This is a genomic window from Stenotrophomonas genospecies 3 (assembly GCF_054473855.1).
Map to the genome: position 1 here is coordinate 56,199 of NZ_JBTMUR010000005.1, position 22,853 is coordinate 79,051.

Consider the following 22,853-nt stretch of genomic DNA (forward strand, 5'->3'; position numbering starts at 1 on the left):
TGGATGTGCATTCGGGCACAGTACGCGCGCCGCTCACGCTTGGAACCATCCAGCCACCATGCTTCACGCGCCTGCCCCCGCACATCACGATGCCATTGCCCTGCAGGCGGGAGTGCTCGGCAGCGTGTTGGGCGTGGCTCTGTACAAGGCCATCGCGTTGTCGGCGCTGGCGACCGGATCCTTGATTGTGATCGGGCTGTGGCTGCTGGCCTGTGCGCTGCTGGCTGCCTGGGCACTGGCCGCCTGCCTGGCCTGCCTTGCGCTCAGCCGGCGCGTATTCGTGCTGATGCTGGCGCTGAGCATGATGCTGATGATCTGCGTCGCCTGACAGCAGCAGGCGCCGGACTATCGCGCATCTGTTATAGAATAACAAGTGTGATTGGTCGGATTGTCTGCGCCCGGTGTCACGGATTTGAATTCCATGGCCAGCCCGGCACCACCCGAGACCTCCCCATGATCCTGCAGCCCCTGCTTCGCGCCTCCCTCACCGCCTTTGCCCTGGCCCCGCTCAGCGCCTGTGCCACGTATGACGACAGCAACATGCACCAGGCCTGCCAGGAGTCGCCGCATCTGAAGGACCTGCCGCCCGAAGTGGCTGCCCGCGAGAGCCGCTGCAACAAGAGCATGGAAGTGTGGTCGAGCGAGCGCAAGGGCAGTGACAGGCCGATCGACCTGAGCGGCAAGAAGAAGGATCTCTGAGCCGCCGGGCATCTTGATCGTTCCAATGCATGCGGATGACCAGCCCGTCACGATCGGGGGGGGCAGGATAAGGCCTCCCCATCACGACGACTTTCCCGATGCCGGCCACTGGTCACCCTGTCATCCATGCCTTTGAAGCTGTGTTCGACCTGTCTGGCGGGGTGGAGCGCATTACGGCGCTCACTGTCATCTGCCGGCATTGCTCTGAAACCCGCTCGGCCAACGAAGACAATCTGGTCCAGCTGCCGGGCGGCGCCTTGTTCCGCTGCGACGGATGCGGCAGTCATCAGGCGGTGAGCCATGCGCGGGTTGCCGATTGGCAGGTGAATTCGCTTCTGGGTGTCTGAGGCTGCAATACGACGGTGCCACGACGCAGGCTGTTGGCGCAGGGATGATGGTGCAGTCAGAGGGCGCCCCGTGAGCCATCTCGTCCGCCGCGCAGGGCCGATGACAGCCAGGGCAAAGGAGCTGTGCAGGGCGCAATGACATCACCTCGGCTAAGCTGCGGCACCTTTCTTCGCGCACGGCCATGCATCCCTTCCCCCTTCCTGTCTCGGCACCCGATCAACTCGCCTACCGACTGCTGCAGGACAGCGACTGGGCCCGTTCCACCGACGCGATCAACACGCCTCCCGAACTTCGCGCTCTGCTGGCGATGATCCTGGATTCTCCGGAGCCGCTGTGGATCGCATGGGGCCGCGACAACAAGGCGTTCTTTTTCAACGATGCCTACCTGCCGATGCTGGGCGGCAAGCTGCACGGCGCCATGGGCAGCCGATTGGAAGACGTCTGGGCGGACGTCTGGGCCGACGTCGTCGATGCTGTCAACGACGCCTTCGGCGGCACGAGCCGCAGTTTCAAGAACATGCCGTTGATGATGGACCGTGATGGCACGTTGCGCGAGACATTCTGGACGTTCTCCTACTCGCCGCTGCGTGCCGGTTGCGGAGGCGTGGCCGGCATCATCTGCATGGTCAGCGAGCAGACCGAACGGGTGATCGAACGCGACCGGCACACCCGCCAGGTAGCGGCCATCACCGAGCAGGCACGCGAGGCCCATCTTGAACTGGTACGCGCCCGCGAACAGCTGCGGCAGTCGCAGAAGCTGGAGGCCATCGGCCAGCTGACCGGCGGCGTTGCCCACGACTTCAACAATCTGCTGCAGGTCATCACCGGCTCCGTAGACATGCTGCTGCATACCTGGCCGGCCGAAGATGCGCGCCTGCGCTATGTACAGGCGATCGAAACCGCCGCTGACCGCGCCACTCGCCTGACCGCCCAGCTTCTGGCGTTCTCGCGCAGGCAGAGCCTGTCGCCGCAGGTATTCGACCTCTGCGAGAGCATACGCGCGCTTTCAGACATCATCACCACAGTGCTGGGTGCACGCATCTCCGTGTCGGTGAACCTGCCCGACGCCCCGTTGCCGGTGCTGCTGGACCGGACCCAGCTCGACACCGCACTGATCAACATCGCGGTGAACGCGCGCGACGCCATCGACGGCCACGGCAAGGTGACGATCGATGTGGAACAGCTGACATCGGTGCCTTCCGTGCGGTTCGCGGCGCCGATGAAAGGCAACTTCGCTGCGATCAGCGTCAGCGACACCGGTTCCGGTATCGATCCGTCCGTGGTGGACCGGATCTTCGAGCCATTCTTCACCACCAAGGGAGTGGGCGCGGGCACCGGGCTTGGCCTCAGCCAGGTGTTCGGCTTCGTCAAGCAGTCCGAGGGCGAAGTGGACGTACAGAGCCAGGCCGGTGTCGGTACGCGCTTCACGCTGTATCTGCCGCTGGCGCAGGCAAACGCCTCCATCGAGCTGCCGACCGCGCAACCGGGATTGCTGCATGGTCACGGATTGTGCGTGCTGGTGGTGGAAGACAATGTGGATGTGGCCGAATTTGCAGTCGGTGCGCTGCGCGAGCTTGAGTACAACGTCGTACTCGCGCGCAATGCCGACGAAGCACTGGCGGAGCTCGAGCGCGACGCTGCGCGTTTCCACGTGGTGTTCAGCGACGTGGTCATGCCCGGGACCAATGGGCTGGATCTGGCCCGCACCATCCGCAGCCGCCTGCCCGATCTTCCGATCATCCTCACCAGTGGCTACAGCGAACTGCTGGCCCGCGATCCAGGCCACGGTTTCACGCTGCTGCGCAAGCCCTACTCTCTGAAGCAGCTGGCCTCGGTGATGACCGAGGCCAGCTGTCGCTCGCAGACGATGGTGACTGCGTATTAGCCGGCAGATCACCGGGTCGGACCGGTCCAGGAAGCAAGCGCTGAATCGAGGCCGGACATATCCCCGCGTGTGCCACAGGCCCAGGCAACGATGCCATCCGGGCGCACCAGCAACGCCCCCAGGCCCGACGCCGCATCCCCGGTATCTGCGGCGCAGGCGATGGAAGGTTGCCAGCGTCGGCCATGCTGCGGCGGCGAAGAGGCCGGGTCGAAAACAAGCAGCGCCCCCTGCCCCGCTCTCAGCAGTTCGCCCAGACGGCGGCCATCGACCAACCGGAAGTCCGGCGCGCTCCTGCCGACCAGCGGGTGGTCTCCGTCAAGATCCAGCTGCTGCGAAACACCCCAGATCCGCTCGGCCAGATACGTGGCCCCATCGCGGGTGCCGGCCAGGTCGGCCATGATCGCTGCCAGCGCGCGCGAACCGGGCCCGGGTCGCATCAGCGCAACCTGCGCGCGCGACCAGTCCAGCACCTTGGCACCCACCGGATGGCGTTCCGCGTGATAGCTGTCCAGCAGCGCCTCATCGGCCTTGCCCCGCGCTACGGCGGCCAGCTTCCAACCGAGGTTCATCGCATCGCCGATGCCGAGGTTCAGTCCCTGGCCGCCCAACGGCGAATGCATGTGCGCGGCATCACCTGCCAACAGCACACGTCCGCTGCGATAGGCCGTCGCCTGGCGCGCAGCATCGGTCCATGTCGTGGCCAGGTGCAATGCAGTGATCGTTGCCCCGCGGCCAGACACCCGCCGCAGCAACGCTTGCGCGGTGTGCCGGTCCAGTGGCGTGCGATGGCCGGCGCCACCATCGAAATCGGCCAGCGCCAGCATGCCTGGCGGGTTGAAATTGCACATCCCGTGATCGGTGAACTGTCGGCCTGGTGTGAGTACACACCCATCTGCCAGTTCGACCAGCAGCGTGTAACCGGTGAACTCTGGCCCGGTTCCAGCGAAGAGGAAGCCCGATTGTTTGCGTACCGTGCTGCGGGCCCCATCACAACCGACCAGCCAGCGGCCGTGGACCCTGCCGGAGCCGGTGTGCACGGCAACCTTCGCCTCGTGCGCATCCACCGCCTGTACCGCACGCCCGCGTTCGATGCGCACGCCCAGCGCAGTCGCACGTTCGGCAAACACCGCTTCCAGGGCCTGCAGCTCCACCGCCATCTGGGTGCCCACCGGTGTCGGCAGGCGCCAGCTCCAGCGCGTCTGGTCCACATCGTCCAGTGCAAATGGAATACCCGCGAAGTGCCCACCCAGCGCACGCGGCTGCGCCAGCCAATGGGCGGTGCCGGGCGGCGGCGCGCCCTTGTCGGGCTTGAGCACCTGCGTCGCGGCGACCGCGTCCAACAGGCCGCGCCGATCCAATGCCTCCAGCGTAGGGGCGTTCAAGCCGCGGAGCCCGAATGGCAAGCGCTTCAACGGCGAACCGGCGGACCTGGCCTGTTCCAGCACCAGCACTGAACACCCGGCCAGGGCCAGTTCACAGGACAGGAACAGGCCCACCGGGCCAGCACCGGCAATGACGACGTCGTACAGCATGGGGAATCCTTGTGAGCGCCGGGTCGGCGCTCTGGCGGGTCAAATGTTACACTCGGTGTACGTTTCCACAAGTGAACCGCCCATGACCCCGCCTCCAGGTCGTCGCGAACAACGCAAGGCCGAGACCCGACAAGCGATTTCGGACGTCGCCACCGAGCTGATCATCCGGCGTGGCTTCGAGGCCGTCTCCATGTCCGAAATCGCCGAAGCCGCGGGCGTCTCACGCAAGACGGTCTTCAACTACTTCGCCAGCAAGGAAGACCTGGTGTTCGATCGCGATGAGGAGGCGCGCATGCTGCTGCGCGAGGGCATGATGGCGCGCAGCGGCATGACCCCGCTGGCGGCCTTCCAGTCGCTGGTGCGCGAGTTGCTGGAGGCTGGCCATCCGCTGCTGCGCATCAATGCCGGCGCTGCCGCCTTCTGGGGCACCGTGGCGGAGAGCCCGGTACTGGTCGCGCACGCGCGACGGCTGCAGGCGCAGTTGACTGACGACCTGGCGCGATTGATGGCCGACGCTGCCGGCCGGCCAGAACATGACGCCGAAGCGCGATTGGGCGCGGCCATGCTGCTGGCGTCGATGGTGGCGGCCTATGAGAAGGGATTGGCAAGCCAACTGCAGGGCGAGGACCCGCGTGAGGCCATGCTACAGCTGATCGTGCGCGGCGCCACCGGGGTACTGGTGGCCTTGGCGGGCACCCCGTATACGGACCCCGGCGCGCGTCCATAACGCATTCGGGGGATAGGTCACGAAGTGTTGCAAATGCTAATCTTTCTCATTTGCAGAAACACCCCCTCTCCCGATGCCTTTTCCAATGCCCCTGCAACGCGCCCTGTGCCTGGCACTGACCCTGCCCCTGGCAACCCTTGCCCATGCTGTCGAGCCCTCCACTGCCGCGCCAAAGGACCTGGACAAGGTCGAAGTTCGCGGACGTGCACAGACCCTGTACCGGGTGGACGATGCTGCGGTCGGCACCCGCACGGATACACCGCTGGAGCTGGTCCCACAATCGATCCAGGTCATCCCGCGTGAACTGATCGACGATCAGGCCGCGCGTCAGGTGACCGACCTCTATCGCAGCATCAGCGGCATCAGCTACTTCAGCTATGCCGGGGTGACCCTGCGCGGCTTCCGCCAGGAGAACGTGCTGTATGACGGCCTGCGCGGCGACCCGTATGCAGGCTTCTCGGTCCCGCAGTTGTTCAACATCGAGCGCGTGGAAGTGCTGAAGGGACCGGCAGGTGCGCTGTATGGCGGTGGTGATGCAGGCGGCGTCATCAACTATGTAACCCGCAAACCGAAAGCCAGCGCCGGACGCAACATCGAGATCCAGCTGGGCGACAAGAACTTCCGTGCCGGATCGATCGAGGGTACCGGGCCGTTGAATGCCTCCGGCAGCGTGCGCTATCGCGCCGGGCTGTATGCCGACAGTGAAAAGGGCGTGCGCTGGAACACCGACAGCGAAAGCGTGATCGGCGACGCCTCGCTGGCCTTCGACATCGGCCAGACCGGCGAGCTGGTGCTGCAGTTCACCGACATCACCCAGAACCTCGGCGGCAACCGCCTGCGCGGCGTGCCGGTGAATGATGCGGGCACCTTCCTGACCGGCCGCCGCTGGAACCACAACGAGGCCAGCGACTTCCTCGACATGCGCGCCAAAGTGGCGCTGGCGCAGTACCGCTTCGCACCACGCGACAATCTGGATGTGGACTTCGCCGCTCGCTGGTTCAGCAACAACGAGCACCAGATGTACCACGAGCCGATGGGCCTGATCGATCGTGACCGCGATGGCGTGGCCGAGTGGATGACCCGCCAGCTGCGCAACCAGATCCGCGACAACGAAGCATTCACTGCCAACGGCAATGCCGTCTGGCGGGTGACGACCGGCGCGGTTGAGCACAAGGTGTTGTTCGGTGCCGATGTGTACCAGCTGGATGCGGATTTCACTGCACAGACCGCCAACAGCGCCGACCTTGCCCGTGGTGCGGGGCCGGTGCGCGGCATCGACCTGTTCAATCCCGTGTACGGCGCCAGTACCTGGCACGACTACAACCTGGCGGCCCTGCCCTGGCGCAGCACGTCCACCCGCAGCACGCGCTATGGCGGCTACCTGCAGGACGAACTGGCACTGGGCACACGCTGGCATGTGCTGGCCGGGTTGCGCTGGGATGGCTTCAAGGACGACGACCGCATTGCCGGCAGCAGCGTGGACGGCAACGACCTCAGCTGGCGGCTGGGCAGCACGTTCACCGTGCGCGAGGGCCTGAATGTCTACGCCAACGTGGCCAGCGGCTTCGTACCGCAGAGTGCTGCCAACCAGAACCCCGCCGCTGGCGGGCCGTTCGATGCCGAGCGCAGCAAGCAGTGGGAAGTGGGCATGAAGTCCCTGCTGGCCGACCGTGTGACCTTGAACATGGCCGCCTACCGGATCGACCGCAGCAATATCGTGCAGGCTACCGGCGAAGTGATCGGTGGCGTGAACCAATTGGCCGCGCTGGGCCTGGTACGCAGTACCGGCATGGAGCTGGACCTGCTGGCCGACGTGACCGATCGCTGGGTGCTGAACCTGACCTACGCCTACAACGATGCGCGGGTGAAGGACGCAGGCCCGAACGGCATCACCAACGCTTCCGGCGACCGATTCGCCAATGCGCCGCGCAACAAGCTGGGTCTGTGGACGCGCTACGACCTGCCGTCGATCAATTCGGCCATCGGCTTTGGTGCTGACCATGTGGGTGAGCGCGTCAGTCTGGACGGGCAGACGGTCAAGGCCTACACCGTGTTCGACATGAGCTGGAAGACCACATGGAAGCAGTGGCAGTTCCAGGCCAACGTCAAGAACCTGTTCGACAAGGTGTACGCGGCCAGTGGCTTCATCGAACGCAACGGGCATTTCCCGGGCGAGCCACGGCGGGTGTATATGCAGGCGGCTTACAGCTTCTGACGCAGGGCTGGGGGCGGTGATGATGGGGAGGTGGCAACCCACCTCCCCTGTGGGTGTCAGTGCGAGCAGGCCACCAGCATCGAGCGGGTGGCCAACTGGGTGGAGGTGAAGCCGTTCTTGTTGCCCACCGCGATGGCGTTGCCGTCGTCGCCATCCTTGCTGAAGACTACATAGCCGCCTGGGCACATCTGCCCGGCCTTTTCGTAGCAGCCACTCCAGGAACTGGAGCCGCTGCAGTCGATGGAGACGCCGCGCCGGCCATCAGGGGTAACGGTCATCTTCGCGGTGGTACAGCCACCCAACGCGGCCACGAGCAACAACGGAACGAACAACTTCATGGGTACTCCAAGGATTGGGGGGCAGCGAGTGGGCGCCAAGGCTGGAGTGCCTGGATTGCGCGAACCTTGCGCCGACAGCGTGTTTCCTGCGTCACCACAGCCGTGCGGAAGATCGGGAAGGCACGCCATGTTCACGCAATGTTCCTGTAATACGGTGCCGGCGCGTGCCGGACCGCCCTGCCACGCCCCTTCCTGCCCAAGCCCTGCCGATGCACATCCTGCTGATCGAAGACGAAGCCGAACTGGCCGCCACCCTGAAATCCGCCCTGCAGCGCGAGCGCTACGTGGTGGACCTGGCCAACACGCTGGCACTGGCCCGCGAAGCGGCCCTGTGCGGATCGCACGATATGGTGCTGCTGGACCGCACCCTGCCCGACGGTGACGGGCTGGTATTGATTTCCCTGCTGCGTGAGCGCAACCCCGGGGTGCCGATCATCGTATTGAGCGCGCTGGGGCAGCTGCCGGACCGCATCGCCGGCCTGGATGAGGGCGCGGACGACTATCTGACCAAGCCCTTCGCACTTGAGGAACTGTTCGCCCGCATCCGCGCTGCAGGGCGCCGGCCGAGCGGCATGCAGGTGGAACTGGTCAGCATCGGCCGGTTGGTGTTCGACCCGGCATCGGGTGAAGCCAGTGTGGGTGGGCAACGGCTTGAGCTGCCGCGCCGCGAGATCCGTGTGCTGACCGCGTTGGCCCGGCGGCTGGGGCGCACCGTGCTGCGCGAATCGATTGAGATGGCGGTGTATGGATTCGATGACGGCATCCATTCCAACACGCTCGACTCGCACGTCTCGCGCCTTCGCCGCAAGCTGGCCGACGCCGATGCAGGAGTAGAGATACACGCCATCCGTGGCGTCGGCTATCTGATGCGGGAAGCCAAGTAATGGCGCGTCGTCCCTCGCTGAAGCGCCCGTTGATCGTCAAGACGCTGATCTATCAGCTGCTGGCGTTGCTGGTGGCGTTCTTCGCGCTGCTGATGGTGCTGATACGTGCCGACAGCGGTGGCTACTACACCATCCAGACCTTCGCGCCGGTGGCGGCCGACGCGGTGCACCGCGACCGCAATGGCGACCTCTACGTGCAGAACACGCCGGAACTGGCCGAACTGCTGAAGGTTGTTCCCGGTGCATGGTTCATCGCCGAGGATGAGCACGGCCACCACGTTACGTTCGGGCCTGTGCCGCCGGCCTATGCCTCGCTGGTTGGCGCACTGGATGGCATCCCCTTTGGCGACCTGCGCGGGCGCGACCGCAGCGATGGCCTGGCCGTCGTGGTCCGCCAGCACAGCGGGCCGGCCGGCAAGCTGACCATCATGGCCCACGGCGAAACCGATACGCTGACCTGGCAGATGGCGTTGGCGGCACACATCATCACCCTGCCGATCTTCCTGCTGCTGGGCCTGGCCACCATCGTCCTGACACCGATCATCGTAAGACGAGCTCTGGCCGGGGTGGAGCGCATCGCCCAGGAAGCCCGCAACATCTCCGCCAGTCGCCGCGGTGTCCGCCTGACAGAAACCGCGGTGCCGGTGGAGATCGCTCCGTTGGTGACGGCGGTGAATGAAGCACTGGAGCGGCTGGACGAGGGGCACGAGCGGCAACGCCGCTTCATCGCCGCCGCCGCGCATGAGCTGCGCACCCCCATTGCGATTCTGAGGGTGAAGGTCGATGCGGCCGACGACGCCACCTCGCGCAACCTGGCCGTGGAAGTGGCGCGGTTGGCGACGCTGGCAGAGCAGTTGCTGGATCTGCACCGCATGGACGAAGACGGGCCGAAGGAAACCATCAACCTGGCGCGGGTGGCCAAACGGGTGGCCGCCGATCTGGCGCCGCTGTTGATCCAGTCGGACAAGACCGTAGCCGTGGCGGCGGAATCGCACTTCCCGGTGTTCGGCGAGACCGGCGCAGTGGAGCGGGTAATCTCCAACCTGGTGCTGAATGCTGCCGAACATGGCGGACGCCAGATCATCGTGCGCGTTCAGGGCAGCTGCCTGGAGGTCGAGGACGATGGCCCCGGCATACCGGTCGACCAGCGCGAACGGGTTTTCGAACCCTTCCAGCGGCTGCGGCCGCGGCAGACAGGCGCAGGCCTGGGGTTGAACCTGGTGCGCCAGGTGATCGACCGCCACGGCGGCCACGTCACGATTCTGGATGCGCCTGGCGGTGGTGCATTGATCCGTGTTGAGTTTCCACTGCACCCGGGCGTGACCAGCGCGCCACCGCTGGAGCACTGAACACACCGCATGCACCTGTGTAACTGGCACCTGTCCATGCGAAGCCGGTAGCGAGGACAGGCAAGGTTGCGGCAATGTTCGCTGCACAGCATCGGGGTGTGGCACCTGCCGTGCCACCGCGTTCCGATCTGACAGGAAGCCTGCATGTGACCCAGGGAGCTCCTCCACCGTCCTCTTCCACGCGCACTGTGCCACCGCGGAATTCGCCGGGCCTTACCGCTGCCGCATGGAATCGCCGCCCACGCACTGGCCGCGCACTCGGCCTGGAACATTGGCCGCATTGGCTGCGGGCAGTTCCCGAAACCGAGCGCGCAGGTGTATTGATGCGGTTGTTCGGCGCCTTGTTCCTGCTGCTGCCCGGCATTGCACTGGTGGCTTCAACGTATCGGCACGCGAGCGCAGCGGCGGCCGCTGCCGTGCTCCTGTTCGTTGCCGTGCATGCCGCGCTGCATGGGATGGCGGCATGGCGCGCGGCAACCTCGCGCCCGATGTCACCACTGCTGCGCGCTCTGGATGATCATGCCACTGGGATAATGATTGCCAGCGCGCTGCTGATCGCCATCGGTGCAGGGATGACGAAGCTGCCTGTTCCAGCATTCCTCTGGTTGTTGGCCGGCGCGGTGAGTCAACTCTTCGCTGCGCGATTGTCAGGTCACCGGCTGCGCAATGCACTGCTGGTTCTCGGTAGCGCACTGCAGTTCATCGCCGTAGCATTGCTCGCCCTTCTTGCCGCACGCTGACACAGCGATAGCCCCGCAAGGTTCACGCAACCCAGCGCATCGAGACTCGACGGCCAACCCCGTCTGCCACGCCAGACGTGTGTCTCTTCTGCCACGAGGACCCGCGATGACCTGTCTCTACTGGATGCTGCGACGATGAGCGCCGCACCACGCAAGCGCCGCCGGGCGCTCATGATTGCTGCCGCCCTGCTGTGCAGCGCGCTGATTCTGTTTGCATGGTTGCGGCCCGCACCACCTCCGAACCTGCAGGTTGCGCCGGTCGTTCGCGGCAACATCGAACAGGTGGTGGAAGCCACTGGCACGCTGAAGCCCTCGCGGCTGGTCAGCGTGGGTGCGCAGGTCTCCGGCCGCATCGACACCCTGCATGTGAAACTGGGCGACAAAGTGAAAGCCGGCGATCCCATCGCCGATATCGATTCGCGTACTCAGCGCAATGCATTGCTGAGCGCGCAGGCCGCACAGCGCACCGCGCGCGCCAACCGCGATGCACTGGCCACCGACCTGCGCCAGTTCGAGTTGACACTGCATCGGCAGCAGCAACTGGCTGCCGTGCAACTGGTGGCCCGCGCCGACTTCGATGCAGCCCAGGCCAAGGTCGACGCCACCCGTGAACAGATCGCCGCGTTGGACGGTGAAGTTGCGCGCCGACAGACCGACGTCGATGTCGCGCAGACCAATCTCGAGTACACCCGCATCACCGCCCCCACCGACGGCACCGTACTGGCCGTGGTCGCGCGCCAGGGGCAGACCGTGAATGCGGTGCAGAGCGCACCGACCATCGTGATGCTGGGCAATCAGGACGTGATGACGGTATACGCCGAGATCTCCGAGGCTGACGTCGTACACACCGCTGTTGGGCAGGAGGCGTTCTTCACCATTCTTGGTGATGCCGGTCGCCGCTACAGCAGCAGGCTTCGGGATATAGCGCCAGCACCGGAATCGATCACCAACGAAGACAGTTCCAGCCTCGCCGCACCGGCGGTGTCGGGTGGCAGCCGCACGGCCATGTACTACAACGGCCAGTTCGACGTGGACAACGCCGATGGCCGCCTGCGCAGCTACATGACCGCGCAGGTTCGCATCGTGCTGGGCCGCGCCAACGACGTACTGACCATTCCCTCGGCCGCATTGGGGGCGCGCACCGCCGATGGCAGCTACAGCGTGCAGGTCCGTAGTGCCGACGGCCGCGCCAGCACGCGGCGCATCACCACCGGGCTGGATGACCAGATCCAGGTGGAAGTACGCGACGGGCTGAAGGAAGGCGAACAGGTCGTGCTGGCGCAGGCCAACGTCGAAGCCACCAGCGCACCCGCGCAACCCGAATGAGTACGACCATGACCGAGCCACTGCTGCGCGTTCGCGGCGTACGCCGTGAATTTGCCGCGGGCGAGCAGACACTGGTGGTACTCGACGGCATCGACCTGGATATTCACGCAGGTGAACTGGTGGCCATCGTAGGCCAATCCGGTTCGGGCAAGTCCACGCTGATGAACATCCTGGGTTGCCTGGATCGCCCTTCCGCTGGCGTCTATCAGATCGCCGGGCGCGAGACCGCGCAGATGTCGCCTGATGAACTGGCCGAACTACGCCGCGAGCACTTCGGCTTCATCTTCCAGCGCTACCACCTGCTGACCGATCTGACTGCACTGAGCAATGTGGAGGTGCCTGCGATCTACGCCGGCATGCCTGCCGAAGCACGCCATGCACGGGCAGCCACCCTGCTGTCGCGGCTGGGTCTGGGCGAGCGCATGCAGCATCTCCCTGGCGAGCTCTCGGGCGGCCAGCAGCAACGCGTTTCGATTGCGCGTGCGCTGATGAATGGTGGCGCGGTGATCTTCGCCGACGAACCCACGGGTGCGCTGGATACGCATTCCGGAAAAGAGGTGATGAAGATCCTCGGCGAGCTGCACGCCGAGGGCCATACTGTGGTGCTGGTCACGCATGACATGGCCGTGGCCGAGCATGCGCAGCGCATCATCGAAATCCGCGATGGGCGGATCGTGGATGATCGTGCAACCGGTACAGCTCTGGCAGCGGGCGTGGCGACGCCAGCCGCGCCCCAATCCACGGGTAGCAGCGGCTGGCAGGTCTGGCGGGACCGGTTCGCTGAAGCCTTCCGCATGGCACTGCGCGCGATGAACGCCCACCGCATGCGCACCTTCCTGACCATGCTCGGAATCATCATCGGCATTGCTTCGGTCGTGGCGGTGGTAGCACTGGGCACCGGTGCACGGCAGGCCATCCTGTCCAACATCTCCTCGTTGGGTACCAACACCATCGAGATCTATCCCGGTTCCGGTTTTGGCGACCTGCACTCGGCGCGGGTGGAAACACTCACTCCCGGCGACAGCGTGGCCCTGGCCCGGCAGCCATTCGTGGACAGCGCCACCCCGGGTGTTGCCACCAGCGGCACCGCCCTGCGCGGCAATCGCTCCGCCAGTGTGCAGGTGCAGGGCGTCAGCGAGCAGTACTTCCGCGTGCATGGCCTGAAGCTCGGCGAGGGCGCCTTCTTCGGTCCACCCGGCGTGGTCGGCTACCAGCAGGTGGTGGTGATCGACGCCAGTACCCGCGCACGCTTCTTCGCCGCGACCGACAATCCGATCGGGCAGACCCTGCTGCTGGGCAATGTCCCGGTGCGCGTGGTGGGTGTGGTGAAGAAGGATGCCGGCACCACTGGTGATGCATCGTTGCTGCGGGTATGGCTTCCCTACACCACCGCAATGGCGCGCGTACTGGGGCAGAGCCACGTCTCCAGCATCACCGTGCGCGTCTCGGATGCGATCAGCATGGAAGCGGCTGAGCAGGCCATCGCGCGACTGCTGACTCGCCGCCACGGCAGCACCGATTTCTACATGAGCAACAACGCGCAGATCCGTAGATCCATTGAACAGACCACCGGCATCCTGACCATGATGATCAGCTCCATCGCTGCCATCGCACTGGTGGTGGGCGGAATCGGGGTCATGAACATCATGCTGGTCTCGGTGACCGAGCGAACCCGCGAGATCGGCGTGCGCATGGCGGTGGGCGCGCGACGCAGCGACATCCTGCAGCAGTTCCTGATCGAATCGGTGCTGGTCTGCCTGCTCGGTGGCGTGCTCGGCATCGGCGTGGCGCTGGCGCTGGGCGCGGTGATGGAGCTGGCCGATGCGGGCTTCAGCCTGGTGTTCTCCGTCAATTCGATTCTGGCTGCATTCGTGTGTTCCAGCCTGATCGGCGTTGGTTTCGGCTTCCTGCCGGCACGCCGTGCCGCACAGCTGGATCCTGTGGAGGCGCTGGTTCGATAGCCGCTGCCATTGCTCGCCCTGACGGCAGGTTCGCGCAATGTCTGCAGGGTGTACTACGGCTACCAACGATGTCCGCACAGGAGCTGGACGATGTTTCTGAAGACAGGAAGAACCGCGCTGATTCTGGCGGTCGCTGCGCAGCTGGTGTTGATGCCGTACGCCGGCGACGCCCATGCGCAGCGTGGCGACCGCTACAACCCGCAGTGGAACCAGGACTACCGCGATCGGGAGCGCGATGCATGGGAACGGCGCGAACGTGAGCGGAATCATGAGCGCGAACGCGAGCGCCGGCACGATGCCAAGACCGCCGGTGTCGTGGTGGGCGTGGTAGGTGCAGCGGTGGTGGCCGGCGTGATTGCCGCTGCCGCCAAACGTGAGCGTGAGACCCGCGAGCGCGCCGACTACTGCATGAACCGCTACGGCAACTACGACCGCCGCAACGACACCTATCGCGGCGCCGACGGCTACACCTATCCCTGCCGCTGATCTGCAATTCTCAAGGAGAATCACCCATGACCAGGATCACTCTGTTGATCGCCCTGTGCACTGCCCCGTTGCTGGCCCAGGCCTCACCGACCGACCCGAAGCAGGCCTACATCGACGCCACATTCACCGCCATGGATGCCAACAACGACGGACGCGTTGACAAGGTCGAGTACGCGAAATTTCAGCAGGAACGTTTCAGCAAGCAGGCCGATTCCATCGACGCCGCGTTTTCCGCGATGGACAGGAACAAAGACGGCAGGATCAGCAAGGAGGAAGCCAACGTGGTGCCGGAGATCGCGAAGTACTTCGCGGGCCTGGACACCGATGGTGATGGCTATCTGTCGCTGAAAGAGATGCAACAAGCCATGGTGGCCGCTCAGACTGCAGACGCGCCAACAAAGTAAATCCAGGGCGGGGCGCTGAAGATGGATACCCATCCGGGCGCGGTGCGGGTTGAATACACCCTCTTCCCACGTTAGCCTCCGAGGTGCCCAAGGAGGGCTATCAACGGAGTGAAGCATGAAGATTGGATTCAAGCTGTCTGTTGCTATTGCGGCTGCTGCACTGACCCTGGGAATCGGCAGTGCCTCCGCGCAGTCCCGCTGTACCCCGTGCTACACCGCGTACGAGGCCTGCCTCGCAGCGGGCAATGGCGAGAAGGTGTGCTACCCGGCTTTTGCCCGCTGCCTGCGGAACAGCGGCTGCACCATCCCGTAAGTCACGCACTGCCGTGATGTGTGCCGGCTCCCATTTCGGGGGCTGGCATTGGCTGCCAGGCGCTGCCCCTTGCTACTGAAGAGGTTCCATACGCGTGGGCGGAGTGATTTCATCCCATCCGCATCGCGTTATTTTCGCGCGCCTGCACTTCGATATCCTGCTGGTGTTGCCCGACGGTCTGCTGCCGCTCCAGACTGGCGGCTTCCATCTGCTGCAACGACTGCGCAACCGGCGTATGCACTGCTACATCTGTTGGCATTGAAACACGCATGTGGGCGGGATCGTTCATCTCGCCCTGCACCACGAACACGTTCCGCCCTGCGGGAGCGTCGGCCGTCTGGGCGCTCAGCAGCACGTGATCGGCGCGTTCAAGCTGGTTGCGGCGGGCCAAGGCCATCACGCTCGCCACAAGACGCTCGCTGTTCTCATCGTGGGTGCGCCCGGCGCTGGCATCGATCGCGGCAACGCCTTCGCGCACCTGCTGCATCAGTGCGTACTCCCGATGGCCTGGGCCGATGTCCGCCAGGCGGGTCAGCGCCCGTGAGGGGTCCGGCACGTCGTCCACCGCTGCGGTCAGCGGGCTGCGGGTAATGGTCCGATACGGGTCGTCCGGGTGGAACTGGGTACGTTTTTCCTGGCGTTCCAGACGAACCTCGCGCACGTCGTTGAGTTCAGCGATACGGGCGGGATCGGTGATCTCGCGCAGCGACATGTGACCGCCGCCCGCATTGACGCTTGCCCATTTCCTGTCCGCTTCGAAGTACATCGCGTAATAGCTGTTGCCACCGATGATGTTCGGATCGACCGCCGAGCGCCCTTCCAGGGCCTGGGTGGCTTCCAGCACACTCAACCGGGTCAGGTACTGGCCGCCCTTCGTCCATCCCATCTGGCTGATGGCATCGACGCTGGTGTTGCCTACGCGGGGGCCTCCGGCGTAGTCGTTGTTGAGCATGTTGGTCCAGATCTGTTCCAGCTTCTCGGGGCCGCTCTTCTGCTCCGCCGCCTGCAGCAGCACGCGCGGCGTCCAGCAGTTGGGATCGAGCTCATGCCGTTCAAATGCCCGGTCGTGGGCTAGCATCACATCCTTGCCGGGAAGATTCAGTGCCAGGTCTGGGCGGCGTTCGTTCATCCACTGCCGCCGCAGTTCAAGATCTCTTTCGAGCAGGGTCTGCCCGAAGGACTCCCATTGCCGCTCGGTCAATTGTGCATTCGAGAAACGGGATCCCTCTTCCTGCTGGGTCTTCGCGTAGCTCTGTGCATAGCTGTTCGCTACGCGCCCCGGCAGGCTGTCATTGCGTACAACACCCAGCGCCAGTGTCCCGTACCCATCGGCGCCCGGCAGCTGCGACAGGTAGTTCCAGTAAAGCTCGCGGTTGCCATCTCTGGCATAGCTGCCAAGGATTCTGAGATCGTGTTCGGTCAATCCACTCATGCCTTACCCCTTCTCTTCCCTGAACCACCGATCACTTGGACCGGGTGCGCGCGATGACATCCCTGACGGCCTCTTCCATACGCTTCCAGTCCTTCAGAAACGCTCTCTTGTAGTCCAGGCTGATGGACAGCCTGTTGTCGATGTCCACGAAATAGTGAACGCAGCCCGCTGCCACTTCTCCCGGCTCGCTGATCACCTCGCCCCCCTCCAACCGCACGCCATCGCGTCGGAATTCCTCGCCGTCACATTTGATGAACGAGCTGATCCGGCCATCGCCCTGGCGTGCGATGTACCAGTCTCTCTCATAGGCCGGATTGCGGACAGGCGGCTTCCCGTACCGCGCCTCATGCTTCTTCGCGTACAACACCATCTTCGCTTCATCGATTGCATAGGGCGTCAGACCCAAGGTCTCCGGCTGTGCAACGCGTTGATCGAGACGGTCCCTGGGATCCTCCCTTTCCACAGAGCCCTCCTCCGTGATGGCTTCATTTGACGACAGCCTTGAGAGCAGTGTTTCGACGGGAACCCGATCAACGTAGTTGATCCGAATGGGAATCTCCTTCCGGAAATCATTCGTACGTGGGTTCGCCCGGGCGCCCGGCGGCGTCGGCTTCATGTCCGGCCATTCGATGACCAGGGTCACACCTTCTCCGGGCCACGGTGCGATCTGGCTGTCCAGATAATTGGCCGGAATGCGGAAGGTATTCGGCCCGAGCTTCACGTCCACGGGCGCATCGGTATAGGTGTGGCCGTTGATCGTGCGGCCGGTCTGGGTTGCGCCGGACATGGCGGGATTCCTTTCATTCTCGGTGGACGGCGGCCGTGCACACGCGCTGGCACTCACTGCGATGGCAAGTGCCAGCGGCAGACAACGGCGGGGGGACATCACGTGCATGGGCATTCCATTGCAGGGTTCCAGCGCCACTATAGGGAACCGGGTGTCAACGGAACAGGAACCGCATCGCCGCCCTTCACGAAGCGAGGCAGCGCTCCACATGCGCTGCCTGCAGCAATACCACTACCGCGATTGCTATGGCCTCCGAAACGCTGCGGGGTGCGCGGGCCATGTCGACCACACTCGGCGCTACGCTTCAGACCTCAGCTGTCGCTGTCCGTGCTTCTATGGCCACGATAGGTTTCGCCCCACTCGCGCATGGCCAGCAGCACCGGCACCAGCGTGCGCCCGAATTCGGACAGCTCGTACTCGACCTTCGGTGGCACCTCTGCATAGACATGGCGGATCACCACCCCATCAGCTTCCAGCTCCCGCAGCTGGCTGGTCAGCATGGACTGGGTGGCATTGGGCACCCGCCGCGTCAGCTCCATGAAGCGACGCTTGCCGGTCATCAGGTGAAAGAGGATGACAGGCTTCCACACGCCCCCCATGACCGACAGCGTGACCTCCACGGCGCAACCGCTCTTGCCATCCCAACGCTTGCTACGCATGCATACTCCGGAAAACCATAGTACCTACGGAAAATCATCGTTCTTGTTGCAATAGCAGTGCGAGCCTAGCATGGCCCCATTCCTTGAATGTGAGCCCCTCCATGACGTTCAAAGCACTGCTCGCCCGCAAGACGAACAACCAGGTTTCGACCGATCTGGTCGATTTTGATGAGGCCGATCTGATGGACGGCGACGTCCTGGTGCAGGTCGAGTACTCCACGCTCAACTACAAGGATGCGCTTGCCCTCACCGGCAAGAGCCCGGTCATCCGGACTTTCCCGCTCATTCCCGGCATCGTTCTGGCAGGCGTGGTGCTGGAATCCAGCAGGGCCGACTTCAAGCCAGGCGACCGCGTTGTGCTCAATGGCTGGGGCCTGAGCATGAGTCACCACGGCGGCCTGGCACAGCGCGCCCGCGTGCGCGGCGAATGGCTCAACCGGATTCCCGACAACCTGAGCACCCGCGACGCAATGGCCATCGGCACCGCGGGCTATACCGCCATGCTGTGCGTGCTGGCCCTGGAACATGCCGGCGTGACGCCCGACAAGGGCGATGTGCTGGTGACCGGCGCCAACGGCGGTGTCGGCTCGATTGCGGTGGCGATCCTTTCAAAGCTGGGCTATCGCGTGGTGGCCGCCACCGGGCGCCCGGAGCATGCTGAGTATCTGCACAACCTGGGTGCGAGCGAAATCATCGACCGCGCGCAGCTTTCGGAACCACGCGACCGGCTGGTGAGCGCCGAACGCTGGGCCGGCGTGGTGGATGTGGCCGGCGGCCCTACCCTCGTCAACGCCATCGCCGAGACCAAGTACCGCGGTGCCGTGGCCGCGTGCGGCCTGGCGCAGAGCGACGCGCTGCACGGCTCGGTGCTGCCTTTCATCCTGCGCAACGTGACCCTTGCGGGCGTGGATTCGGTGAACGCGCCGCAGGACGTCCGCCAGCGCGCGTGGGACCGGCTTGCCACCGACCTGGATCCGCAGAAGCTTGAAAGCACGGTGCAGCTGATTGGGCTTGCCGACGTGCTTGAGGTTTACGAGCAGATCATTCCGGGCAAGGTGCGTGGGCGGATAGTGGTGGATGTGAATGCCTGAGGAAGCCTCCCCAGCGGATTCCATCCGGCAACGAATGGTGAACACGCCGTGAAACCATGCGTGCGGCAGTGGCCGTTTGCCACTGCTGCTCGCATACGCTCAGGTTTCCGCCGACTGTGGACACCGCCATGTCAATGACTGCACTCGCACTTGCGACCGCTCTTTCCGGCCTGCCCGACATTGCCTGGGAGCGCGAGCGCGGCGAAGACGCACATCAGCTGATGCTCTGCCAGATCCATCGCGATGAGCTGATGCAGGATGACGCGAAGAGCGATGCCTACCAACGCGCCAAGGCTGTCTGCGATCTCCTGGCGCGTGAGTACAGGAACAAATGGGATTTCGATGCGCAGGAGGCATTGGCGGCATCGGCAGTGGATCTGGATGAGCTGATCCGGCGGGGAGACCTGGTTGAGGTGCCTCCAACAAGGCAGGACCGCGTCTACGAGTGATTCCGTGCCGGCAGGTGCTGGCACCTGGAGCTGCCGCAGGGCAACCAGGTCCAGTGCCGATCGGCGAGGCTAGCGGATGCGACTCCGCGCCAGTGCCAGGCGCCTGATCTCGTCTGGCAGAAACACGACGCCGTCCTCCATTTCGATGCGCATCTGCGAGGCATCACCTTCGTGCCCCTGCATTGCAGCGGCCACCAGAATCTTCAGTGCATCCGTGCGGATATCGTAGCCGCCGACGGTGTGCTTCAAGGTACCCACACTGTTCCAGTCGATTTCCATGATCGGCGTCCACATCCACAGGCTTCATGCTGGCAACGGCCTTCGCCCACGTCAATGAAACCGGTCGCACGGCCGACCATGAAGCGAAAGGCCACGCGCGTGGTCAAGGCCCCTTATCATGGAGGGGTAAGGGCTCTGCAAGCCCAGTTGACGTACGCAAGGCAGTATCTGGATGTCTATGGAATGGCGCCCCTCGGGCTGGGGCCTACGTGTGACCCGCTCGCCGAACTGGTGGCTGCGACTTGACGGCGAACATGTTGAGCTTTTGATTGAAGGTCGCCAGTACCGGCAACACGTGGCTGACGACGAGCGCGTGCAGGTCATCCCTGGACTCTTCTGGGCCAAGGTCGTCCTGCAGACCCAGGGCGACGGCGTCCTGACCGTGGATGGACTGTCCAACAGCCAGGCTTCCCGGCTTGCGGCAGCGCTGCAGCAGCTGCGCTTTACGGGTACCACGCGCGGGCGCAAGGCACTGTTCGACACGATTCTGGAGCAGATCCAGTCGTGGCTGGCCGAAGCAGATGCCCTCATCGACCGGGGCAGCACCGGCCGCCGCTGGATCACGCACGAACAACAGCAGGCACTGCTGGCCGGTCGCCCCGCCCTGCCGCTCCCGCCGCGCGAGCTGGAACAATTGTTCCTGGATGAGGATGTGCACGAGGACCTGCATTCGCCCAGCCACCGTGCAGCACTGGACGCCCTGCACGACTGGCAGCTGGACTGGCCCGCGGCGTGGGCCGACGCCAACGCAACCATGACAGCGCGCGAACGGGTACTGGCCAAGGACTTCCTGGACCGGGTCGAGAGCAAGCCGCTGACCGACGAGCAGGCCCGCGCGGTCATATGCTTCGACAATCGCGTGCAGGTCGTGGCCGCAGCCGGCTCTGGCAAGACCTCCACCATGGTCGCCAAGGCCGCTTATGCCATCGATCGCGGCTTTGTCGAACCCGAACGGATCGTGATGCTCGCCTTCAACAAGGACGCCGCCAGGGAGCTTGAAGAGCGCGCGGAGCGATGCTTCGACCGGCTCGGCATGGGCGACACCGTGGTTGAAGCCCGGACCTTCCACGCCCTCGGCCTGGCCATCGTCGCCAAGGCCACCGGACGCAAGCCCGACATCCCCGAATGGACCACTGACGCCACGCTGGGCTTCAACAAGCTGGCCGAACTGGTGGACGACCTGAAGGACCGCTCGACCCACTTCCGCACCCAGTGGGATATGTTCCGCCTGGTGTTCGGGCGTGACCTGCCGCCATTCGGCGCGGAAATGGAGGCCGACGGCTACGACCGCGATGGCACGCCCTACATCCGTACCCTGCAGGGGGAACGGGTGAAGAGCCTGGAAGAGTGCGTGATCGCCGACTGGCTCTTCTACAACGGCGTGACGTACGACTACGAGCGACGCTACGAATTTGATACCGCGACAGACACCCATCGCCAGTATCGCCCGGACTTCTACTATCCGGACGCCGGGCTGTATCACGAGCACTTTGCGCTGGATGCTGATGGTCAGCCGCCGAAGCACATTGCCAACTACAGCGAACGGATGCACTGGAAGCGCCAGCAGCATGTGGCACGCGGCACGGCCCTTGTCGAGACGACATCCTTTGGCCTGCGCAACGGGCATGCCCTGCGGGATCTCGCAGAGAAGCTTGGCGAGTGTGACATCGAGCTCGACCCGAACCCGGACCGCGAGCTGCCCGATCAGGGCGCCAAACCGATGCCCGATGCGGACCTGATCGGCTTGATGCGCACCTTCATTGCTCACGCCAAGAGCAACTGCCTGACGCTGGACGATATGGCCGCACGCCTGCGGCAGATGCCCGAGGATCAGTTCAAGGAGCGACACCGTCGCTTCCTGGAAATCGCAGGGCCGGTTTTCCAGGCCTGGGACAACGCGCTGGCTGACGAGCGCGGCATCGACTTCGAGGACATGCTCAACATGGCGGCCGGGCTGCTGGAACAGGGCCGCTACGAATCGCCTTACGAGCTGGTGATGGCCGATGAATTCCAGGACGCTTCGCGCGCCCGCGCACGCCTCTGCCGTGCGCTGGTCAGCCAACCGGGTCGCCATCTGTTTGCGGTGGGCGATGACTGGCAATCGATCAACCGCTTCGCCGGGGCCGACGTTTCGGTGATGACCGGATTCCGCGAGTGGATGGACCATGGCCAGGTGCTGAAACTGGAACAGACGTTCCGCTGCCCACAGGCGCTCTGCGATGTGTCCAGCCGCTTCATCAGCCGCAACCCCGCGCAGATCGCCAAAGCAGTTCGCTCAGCTGCAACGGCCATCGGCCCGGTGCTGCAGGCGTTCCAGATGAATCGGCGTGAGGAGGTGCAGGATGGCGTTCGCCAGTACCTCGCCAAGCTGCATCAGCAGTTGTTGTCCGGGGCGGTGCCGCAAGGGCGCAACGGACGCGTGACGGTCTTCATCCTGGGGCGCTACCGCGCCGATCGCAGCGCGATGCCTTCGGATTGGAAGACAGCCTTCGGCAGCACGATGGAGGTCGAATTCCTGACCGCACATCGATCGAAGGGGCGCGAAGCGGACTACGTGATCCTGCCGGGCATGATCAACCGCAGCTTCCCGAGCCTGCGCGCGGATGACCCGGTGCTTTCCCTGGCAATGCCGGATGGGGATACCTACCCACTGAGCGAAGAACGGCGGTTGTTCTATGTCGCGCTGACGCGGGCGCGACGGTCGGTGGCCATGTTCACCCTGCAGGGGAAGCGCTCGCCGTTCCTGGATGAGCTGGTGAAGGACGGGGCAGTGGAAATAACAAGCCTGTCTGGCGCGGCCATCAATGAAGAACGCTGCCCAGTGTGCAAGGTGGGCGTGTTTGTGGACCGCAATGGGCCGCATGGGGCTTTCCGGTCGTGCTCCAGTTACCCGTTGTGCCACAACAAGCCGAAGGGTGGGCGTCGCGGGTAAGCGCGTTCAGCTGAACC

General features: G+C 64.5%; 23 protein-coding genes. 17 read left to right on the plus strand and 6 right to left on the minus strand.

Translation table 11 applies throughout. From position 1 onward, the window contains the following. The first annotated feature begins 58 nt into the window (after positions 1-58). The 4 genes from ACX9OT_RS08305 (at position 59) to ACX9OT_RS08320 (ending at position 2,932) form a co-directional block, all read left to right on the plus strand. Positions 59-328: a hypothetical protein gene (locus ACX9OT_RS08305; RefSeq protein ID WP_049422469.1), complete on the plus strand. Its 270-nt coding sequence runs from the start codon at positions 59-61 to the stop codon at positions 326-328. A 125-nt stretch (positions 329-453) separates the two neighbouring features. Then, on the plus strand, positions 454-699 hold the full coding sequence (locus ACX9OT_RS08310) for a hypothetical protein (RefSeq protein ID WP_071227589.1): 246 nt from the start codon (positions 454-456) through the stop codon (positions 697-699). Positions 700-797: 98 nt separating this feature from the next. Further along, a complete protein-coding gene (locus ACX9OT_RS08315) occupies positions 798-1,046 on the plus strand; it encodes a hypothetical protein (protein WP_049422470.1) in 249 nt (82 codons plus the stop codon). Positions 1,047-1,228: 182 nt separating this feature from the next. Beyond that, complete coding sequence (locus ACX9OT_RS08320) at positions 1,229-2,932, plus strand: hybrid sensor histidine kinase/response regulator (protein ID WP_049422471.1); 1,704 nt, start codon at positions 1,229-1,231, stop codon at positions 2,930-2,932. 8 nt (positions 2,933-2,940) lie between these two features. Here ACX9OT_RS08320 and ACX9OT_RS08325 read toward each other — a convergent pair whose 3' ends face one another. Then, positions 2,941-4,464 carry an FAD-dependent monooxygenase gene (locus ACX9OT_RS08325; RefSeq protein WP_459001672.1) on the minus strand — a complete coding sequence of 508 codons (1,524 nt, stop codon included), beginning with the start codon at positions 4,462-4,464 and terminating at the stop codon, positions 2,941-2,943. 82 nt (positions 4,465-4,546) lie between these two features. Here ACX9OT_RS08325 and ACX9OT_RS08330 point away from each other — a divergent pair, with 82 nt between their 5' ends. Both ACX9OT_RS08330 and ACX9OT_RS08335 read left to right on the plus strand, forming a co-directional pair. After that, positions 4,547-5,191, plus strand: a complete 645-nt coding sequence (locus tag ACX9OT_RS08330) for a TetR/AcrR family transcriptional regulator (RefSeq protein WP_049398239.1) — start codon at positions 4,547-4,549, stop codon at positions 5,189-5,191. A gap of 73 nt (positions 5,192-5,264) precedes the next feature. Next, positions 5,265-7,406, plus strand: coding sequence for a TonB-dependent siderophore receptor (locus tag ACX9OT_RS08335; RefSeq protein ID WP_459001674.1), 2,142 nt, complete (start codon positions 5,265-5,267; stop codon positions 7,404-7,406). Between the two features lie 56 nt (positions 7,407-7,462). Here the strand turns inward: ACX9OT_RS08335 and ACX9OT_RS08340 are convergent, their stop codons facing one another. Further along, the gene (locus ACX9OT_RS08340) at positions 7,463-7,744 is read right to left on the minus strand and encodes a hypothetical protein (protein ID WP_049422474.1); all 282 of its coding nucleotides are present in this window, start codon (positions 7,742-7,744) and stop codon (positions 7,463-7,465) included. A gap of 209 nt (positions 7,745-7,953) precedes the next feature. Here ACX9OT_RS08340 and ACX9OT_RS08345 point away from each other — a divergent pair, with 209 nt between their 5' ends. From ACX9OT_RS08345 to ACX9OT_RS08380, 8 genes are all read left to right on the plus strand, one after another. Continuing rightward, positions 7,954-8,628 (plus strand): response regulator transcription factor, encoded by a 675-nt coding sequence (locus ACX9OT_RS08345; protein ID WP_459001677.1) that lies wholly within the window; start codon positions 7,954-7,956, stop codon positions 8,626-8,628. Further along, entirely contained in the window at positions 8,628-9,977 is a 1,350-nt protein-coding gene (locus tag ACX9OT_RS08350; RefSeq protein ID WP_459001679.1) for a sensor histidine kinase, read from the plus strand. Before ACX9OT_RS08345 ends, ACX9OT_RS08350 begins: the two co-directional genes overlap by 1 nt. Before the next feature lie 323 nt (positions 9,978-10,300). Continuing rightward, entirely contained in the window at positions 10,301-10,717 is a 417-nt protein-coding gene (locus ACX9OT_RS08355; RefSeq protein WP_459001681.1) for a hypothetical protein, read from the plus strand. Between the two features lie 135 nt (positions 10,718-10,852). Further along, positions 10,853-12,043: an efflux RND transporter periplasmic adaptor subunit gene (locus ACX9OT_RS08360; RefSeq protein WP_459001683.1), complete on the plus strand. Its 1,191-nt coding sequence runs from the start codon at positions 10,853-10,855 to the stop codon at positions 12,041-12,043. After that, complete coding sequence (locus ACX9OT_RS08365) at positions 12,040-14,004, plus strand: MacB family efflux pump subunit (protein ID WP_459001685.1); 1,965 nt, start codon at positions 12,040-12,042, stop codon at positions 14,002-14,004. Before ACX9OT_RS08360 ends, ACX9OT_RS08365 begins: the two co-directional genes overlap by 4 nt. A gap of 90 nt (positions 14,005-14,094) precedes the next feature. Then, the gene (locus ACX9OT_RS08370; RefSeq protein WP_049398244.1) at positions 14,095-14,490 is read left to right on the plus strand and encodes a hypothetical protein; all 396 of its coding nucleotides are present in this window, start codon (positions 14,095-14,097) and stop codon (positions 14,488-14,490) included. Positions 14,491-14,516: 26 nt separating this feature from the next. After that, positions 14,517-14,894, plus strand: a complete 378-nt coding sequence (locus ACX9OT_RS08375; RefSeq protein ID WP_049398245.1) for an EF-hand domain-containing protein — start codon at positions 14,517-14,519, stop codon at positions 14,892-14,894. Between the two features lie 115 nt (positions 14,895-15,009). Further along, complete coding sequence (locus ACX9OT_RS08380; RefSeq protein WP_032128612.1) at positions 15,010-15,207, plus strand: hypothetical protein; 198 nt, start codon at positions 15,010-15,012, stop codon at positions 15,205-15,207. A gap of 109 nt (positions 15,208-15,316) precedes the next feature. Here the strand turns inward: ACX9OT_RS08380 and ACX9OT_RS08385 are convergent, their stop codons facing one another. The 3 genes from ACX9OT_RS08385 to ACX9OT_RS08395 all read right to left on the minus strand — a co-directional run bounded on the left by ACX9OT_RS08385 (position 15,317) and on the right by ACX9OT_RS08395 (position 18,085). Further along, a complete protein-coding gene (locus tag ACX9OT_RS08385) occupies positions 15,317-16,639 on the minus strand; it encodes a Smlt3024 family type IV secretion system effector (RefSeq protein ID WP_459001688.1) in 1,323 nt (440 codons plus the stop codon). A 31-nt stretch (positions 16,640-16,670) separates the two neighbouring features. Next, on the minus strand, positions 16,671-17,534 hold the full coding sequence (locus tag ACX9OT_RS08390; RefSeq protein WP_071227577.1) for a Smlt3025 familytype IV secretion system inhibitor: 864 nt from the start codon (positions 17,532-17,534) through the stop codon (positions 16,671-16,673). Between the two features lie 203 nt (positions 17,535-17,737). Continuing rightward, positions 17,738-18,085, minus strand: coding sequence for a winged helix-turn-helix transcriptional regulator (locus tag ACX9OT_RS08395; RefSeq protein ID WP_107431662.1), 348 nt, complete (start codon positions 18,083-18,085; stop codon positions 17,738-17,740). 101 nt (positions 18,086-18,186) lie between these two features. Here ACX9OT_RS08395 and acuI point away from each other — a divergent pair, with 101 nt between their 5' ends. Together acuI and ACX9OT_RS08405 are read left to right on the plus strand one after the other, a co-directional pair. Beyond that, the gene (acuI, locus tag ACX9OT_RS08400) at positions 18,187-19,176 is read left to right on the plus strand and encodes an acrylyl-CoA reductase (NADPH) (RefSeq protein ID WP_459001811.1); all 990 of its coding nucleotides are present in this window, start codon (positions 18,187-18,189) and stop codon (positions 19,174-19,176) included. 128 nt (positions 19,177-19,304) lie between these two features. Then, entirely contained in the window at positions 19,305-19,625 is a 321-nt protein-coding gene (locus ACX9OT_RS08405) for a hypothetical protein (RefSeq protein WP_049463018.1), read from the plus strand. A 69-nt stretch (positions 19,626-19,694) separates the two neighbouring features. Here ACX9OT_RS08405 and ACX9OT_RS08410 read toward each other — a convergent pair whose 3' ends face one another. Continuing rightward, the gene (locus ACX9OT_RS08410) at positions 19,695-19,919 is read right to left on the minus strand and encodes a hypothetical protein (RefSeq protein WP_180845100.1); all 225 of its coding nucleotides are present in this window, start codon (positions 19,917-19,919) and stop codon (positions 19,695-19,697) included. Between the two features lie 163 nt (positions 19,920-20,082). Between ACX9OT_RS08410 and ACX9OT_RS08415 the strand changes: the two genes are divergently transcribed. Then, entirely contained in the window at positions 20,083-22,836 is a 2,754-nt protein-coding gene (locus ACX9OT_RS08415) for a UvrD-helicase domain-containing protein (protein ID WP_459001813.1), read from the plus strand. Positions 22,837-22,853 lie beyond the last annotated feature (17 nt).

Excerpts from the sequence above, each read along its gene's own strand:
- ACX9OT_RS08385 (WP_459001688.1), bottom strand. The coding sequence starts at position 16,639 with ATGAGTGGATTGACCGAACACGATCTCAGAATCCTTGGCAGCTATGCC.
- ACX9OT_RS08395 (WP_107431662.1), bottom strand. The coding sequence starts at position 18,085 with ATGCGTAGCAAGCGTTGGGATGGCAAGAGCGGTTGCGCCGTGGAGGTC.
- ACX9OT_RS08350 (WP_459001679.1), top strand. The coding sequence starts at position 8,628 with ATGGCGCGTCGTCCCTCGCTGAAGCGCCCGTTGATCGTCAAGACGCTG.
- ACX9OT_RS08345 (WP_459001677.1), top strand. The coding sequence starts at position 7,954 with ATGCACATCCTGCTGATCGAAGACGAAGCCGAACTGGCCGCCACCCTG.
- ACX9OT_RS08320 (WP_049422471.1), top strand. The coding sequence starts at position 1,229 with ATGCATCCCTTCCCCCTTCCTGTCTCGGCACCCGATCAACTCGCCTAC.
- ACX9OT_RS08405 (WP_049463018.1), top strand. The coding sequence starts at position 19,305 with ATGTCAATGACTGCACTCGCACTTGCGACCGCTCTTTCCGGCCTGCCC.
- ACX9OT_RS08360 (WP_459001683.1), top strand. The coding sequence starts at position 10,853 with ATGAGCGCCGCACCACGCAAGCGCCGCCGGGCGCTCATGATTGCTGCC.
- ACX9OT_RS08410 (WP_180845100.1), bottom strand. The coding sequence starts at position 19,919 with ATGTGGACGCCGATCATGGAAATCGACTGGAACAGTGTGGGTACCTTG.
- ACX9OT_RS08415 (WP_459001813.1), top strand. The coding sequence starts at position 20,083 with ATGGAATGGCGCCCCTCGGGCTGGGGCCTACGTGTGACCCGCTCGCCG.
- ACX9OT_RS08365 (WP_459001685.1), top strand. The coding sequence starts at position 12,040 with ATGAGTACGACCATGACCGAGCCACTGCTGCGCGTTCGCGGCGTACGC.
- ACX9OT_RS08315 (WP_049422470.1), top strand. The coding sequence starts at position 798 with ATGCCGGCCACTGGTCACCCTGTCATCCATGCCTTTGAAGCTGTGTTC.
- ACX9OT_RS08325 (WP_459001672.1), bottom strand. The coding sequence starts at position 4,464 with ATGCTGTACGACGTCGTCATTGCCGGTGCTGGCCCGGTGGGCCTGTTC.
- ACX9OT_RS08355 (WP_459001681.1), top strand. The coding sequence starts at position 10,301 with ATGCGGTTGTTCGGCGCCTTGTTCCTGCTGCTGCCCGGCATTGCACTG.
- ACX9OT_RS08310 (WP_071227589.1), top strand. The coding sequence starts at position 454 with ATGATCCTGCAGCCCCTGCTTCGCGCCTCCCTCACCGCCTTTGCCCTG.
- ACX9OT_RS08375 (WP_049398245.1), top strand. The coding sequence starts at position 14,517 with ATGACCAGGATCACTCTGTTGATCGCCCTGTGCACTGCCCCGTTGCTG.
- ACX9OT_RS08305 (WP_049422469.1), top strand. The coding sequence starts at position 59 with ATGCTTCACGCGCCTGCCCCCGCACATCACGATGCCATTGCCCTGCAG.
- ACX9OT_RS08370 (WP_049398244.1), top strand. The coding sequence starts at position 14,095 with ATGTTTCTGAAGACAGGAAGAACCGCGCTGATTCTGGCGGTCGCTGCG.
- ACX9OT_RS08390 (WP_071227577.1), bottom strand. The coding sequence starts at position 17,534 with ATGCACGTGATGTCCCCCCGCCGTTGTCTGCCGCTGGCACTTGCCATC.
- ACX9OT_RS08335 (WP_459001674.1), top strand. The coding sequence starts at position 5,265 with ATGCCTTTTCCAATGCCCCTGCAACGCGCCCTGTGCCTGGCACTGACC.
- ACX9OT_RS08330 (WP_049398239.1), top strand. The coding sequence starts at position 4,547 with ATGACCCCGCCTCCAGGTCGTCGCGAACAACGCAAGGCCGAGACCCGA.
- ACX9OT_RS08380 (WP_032128612.1), top strand. The coding sequence starts at position 15,010 with ATGAAGATTGGATTCAAGCTGTCTGTTGCTATTGCGGCTGCTGCACTG.
- ACX9OT_RS08340 (WP_049422474.1), bottom strand. The coding sequence starts at position 7,744 with ATGAAGTTGTTCGTTCCGTTGTTGCTCGTGGCCGCGTTGGGTGGCTGT.
- acuI (WP_459001811.1), top strand. The coding sequence starts at position 18,187 with ATGACGTTCAAAGCACTGCTCGCCCGCAAGACGAACAACCAGGTTTCG.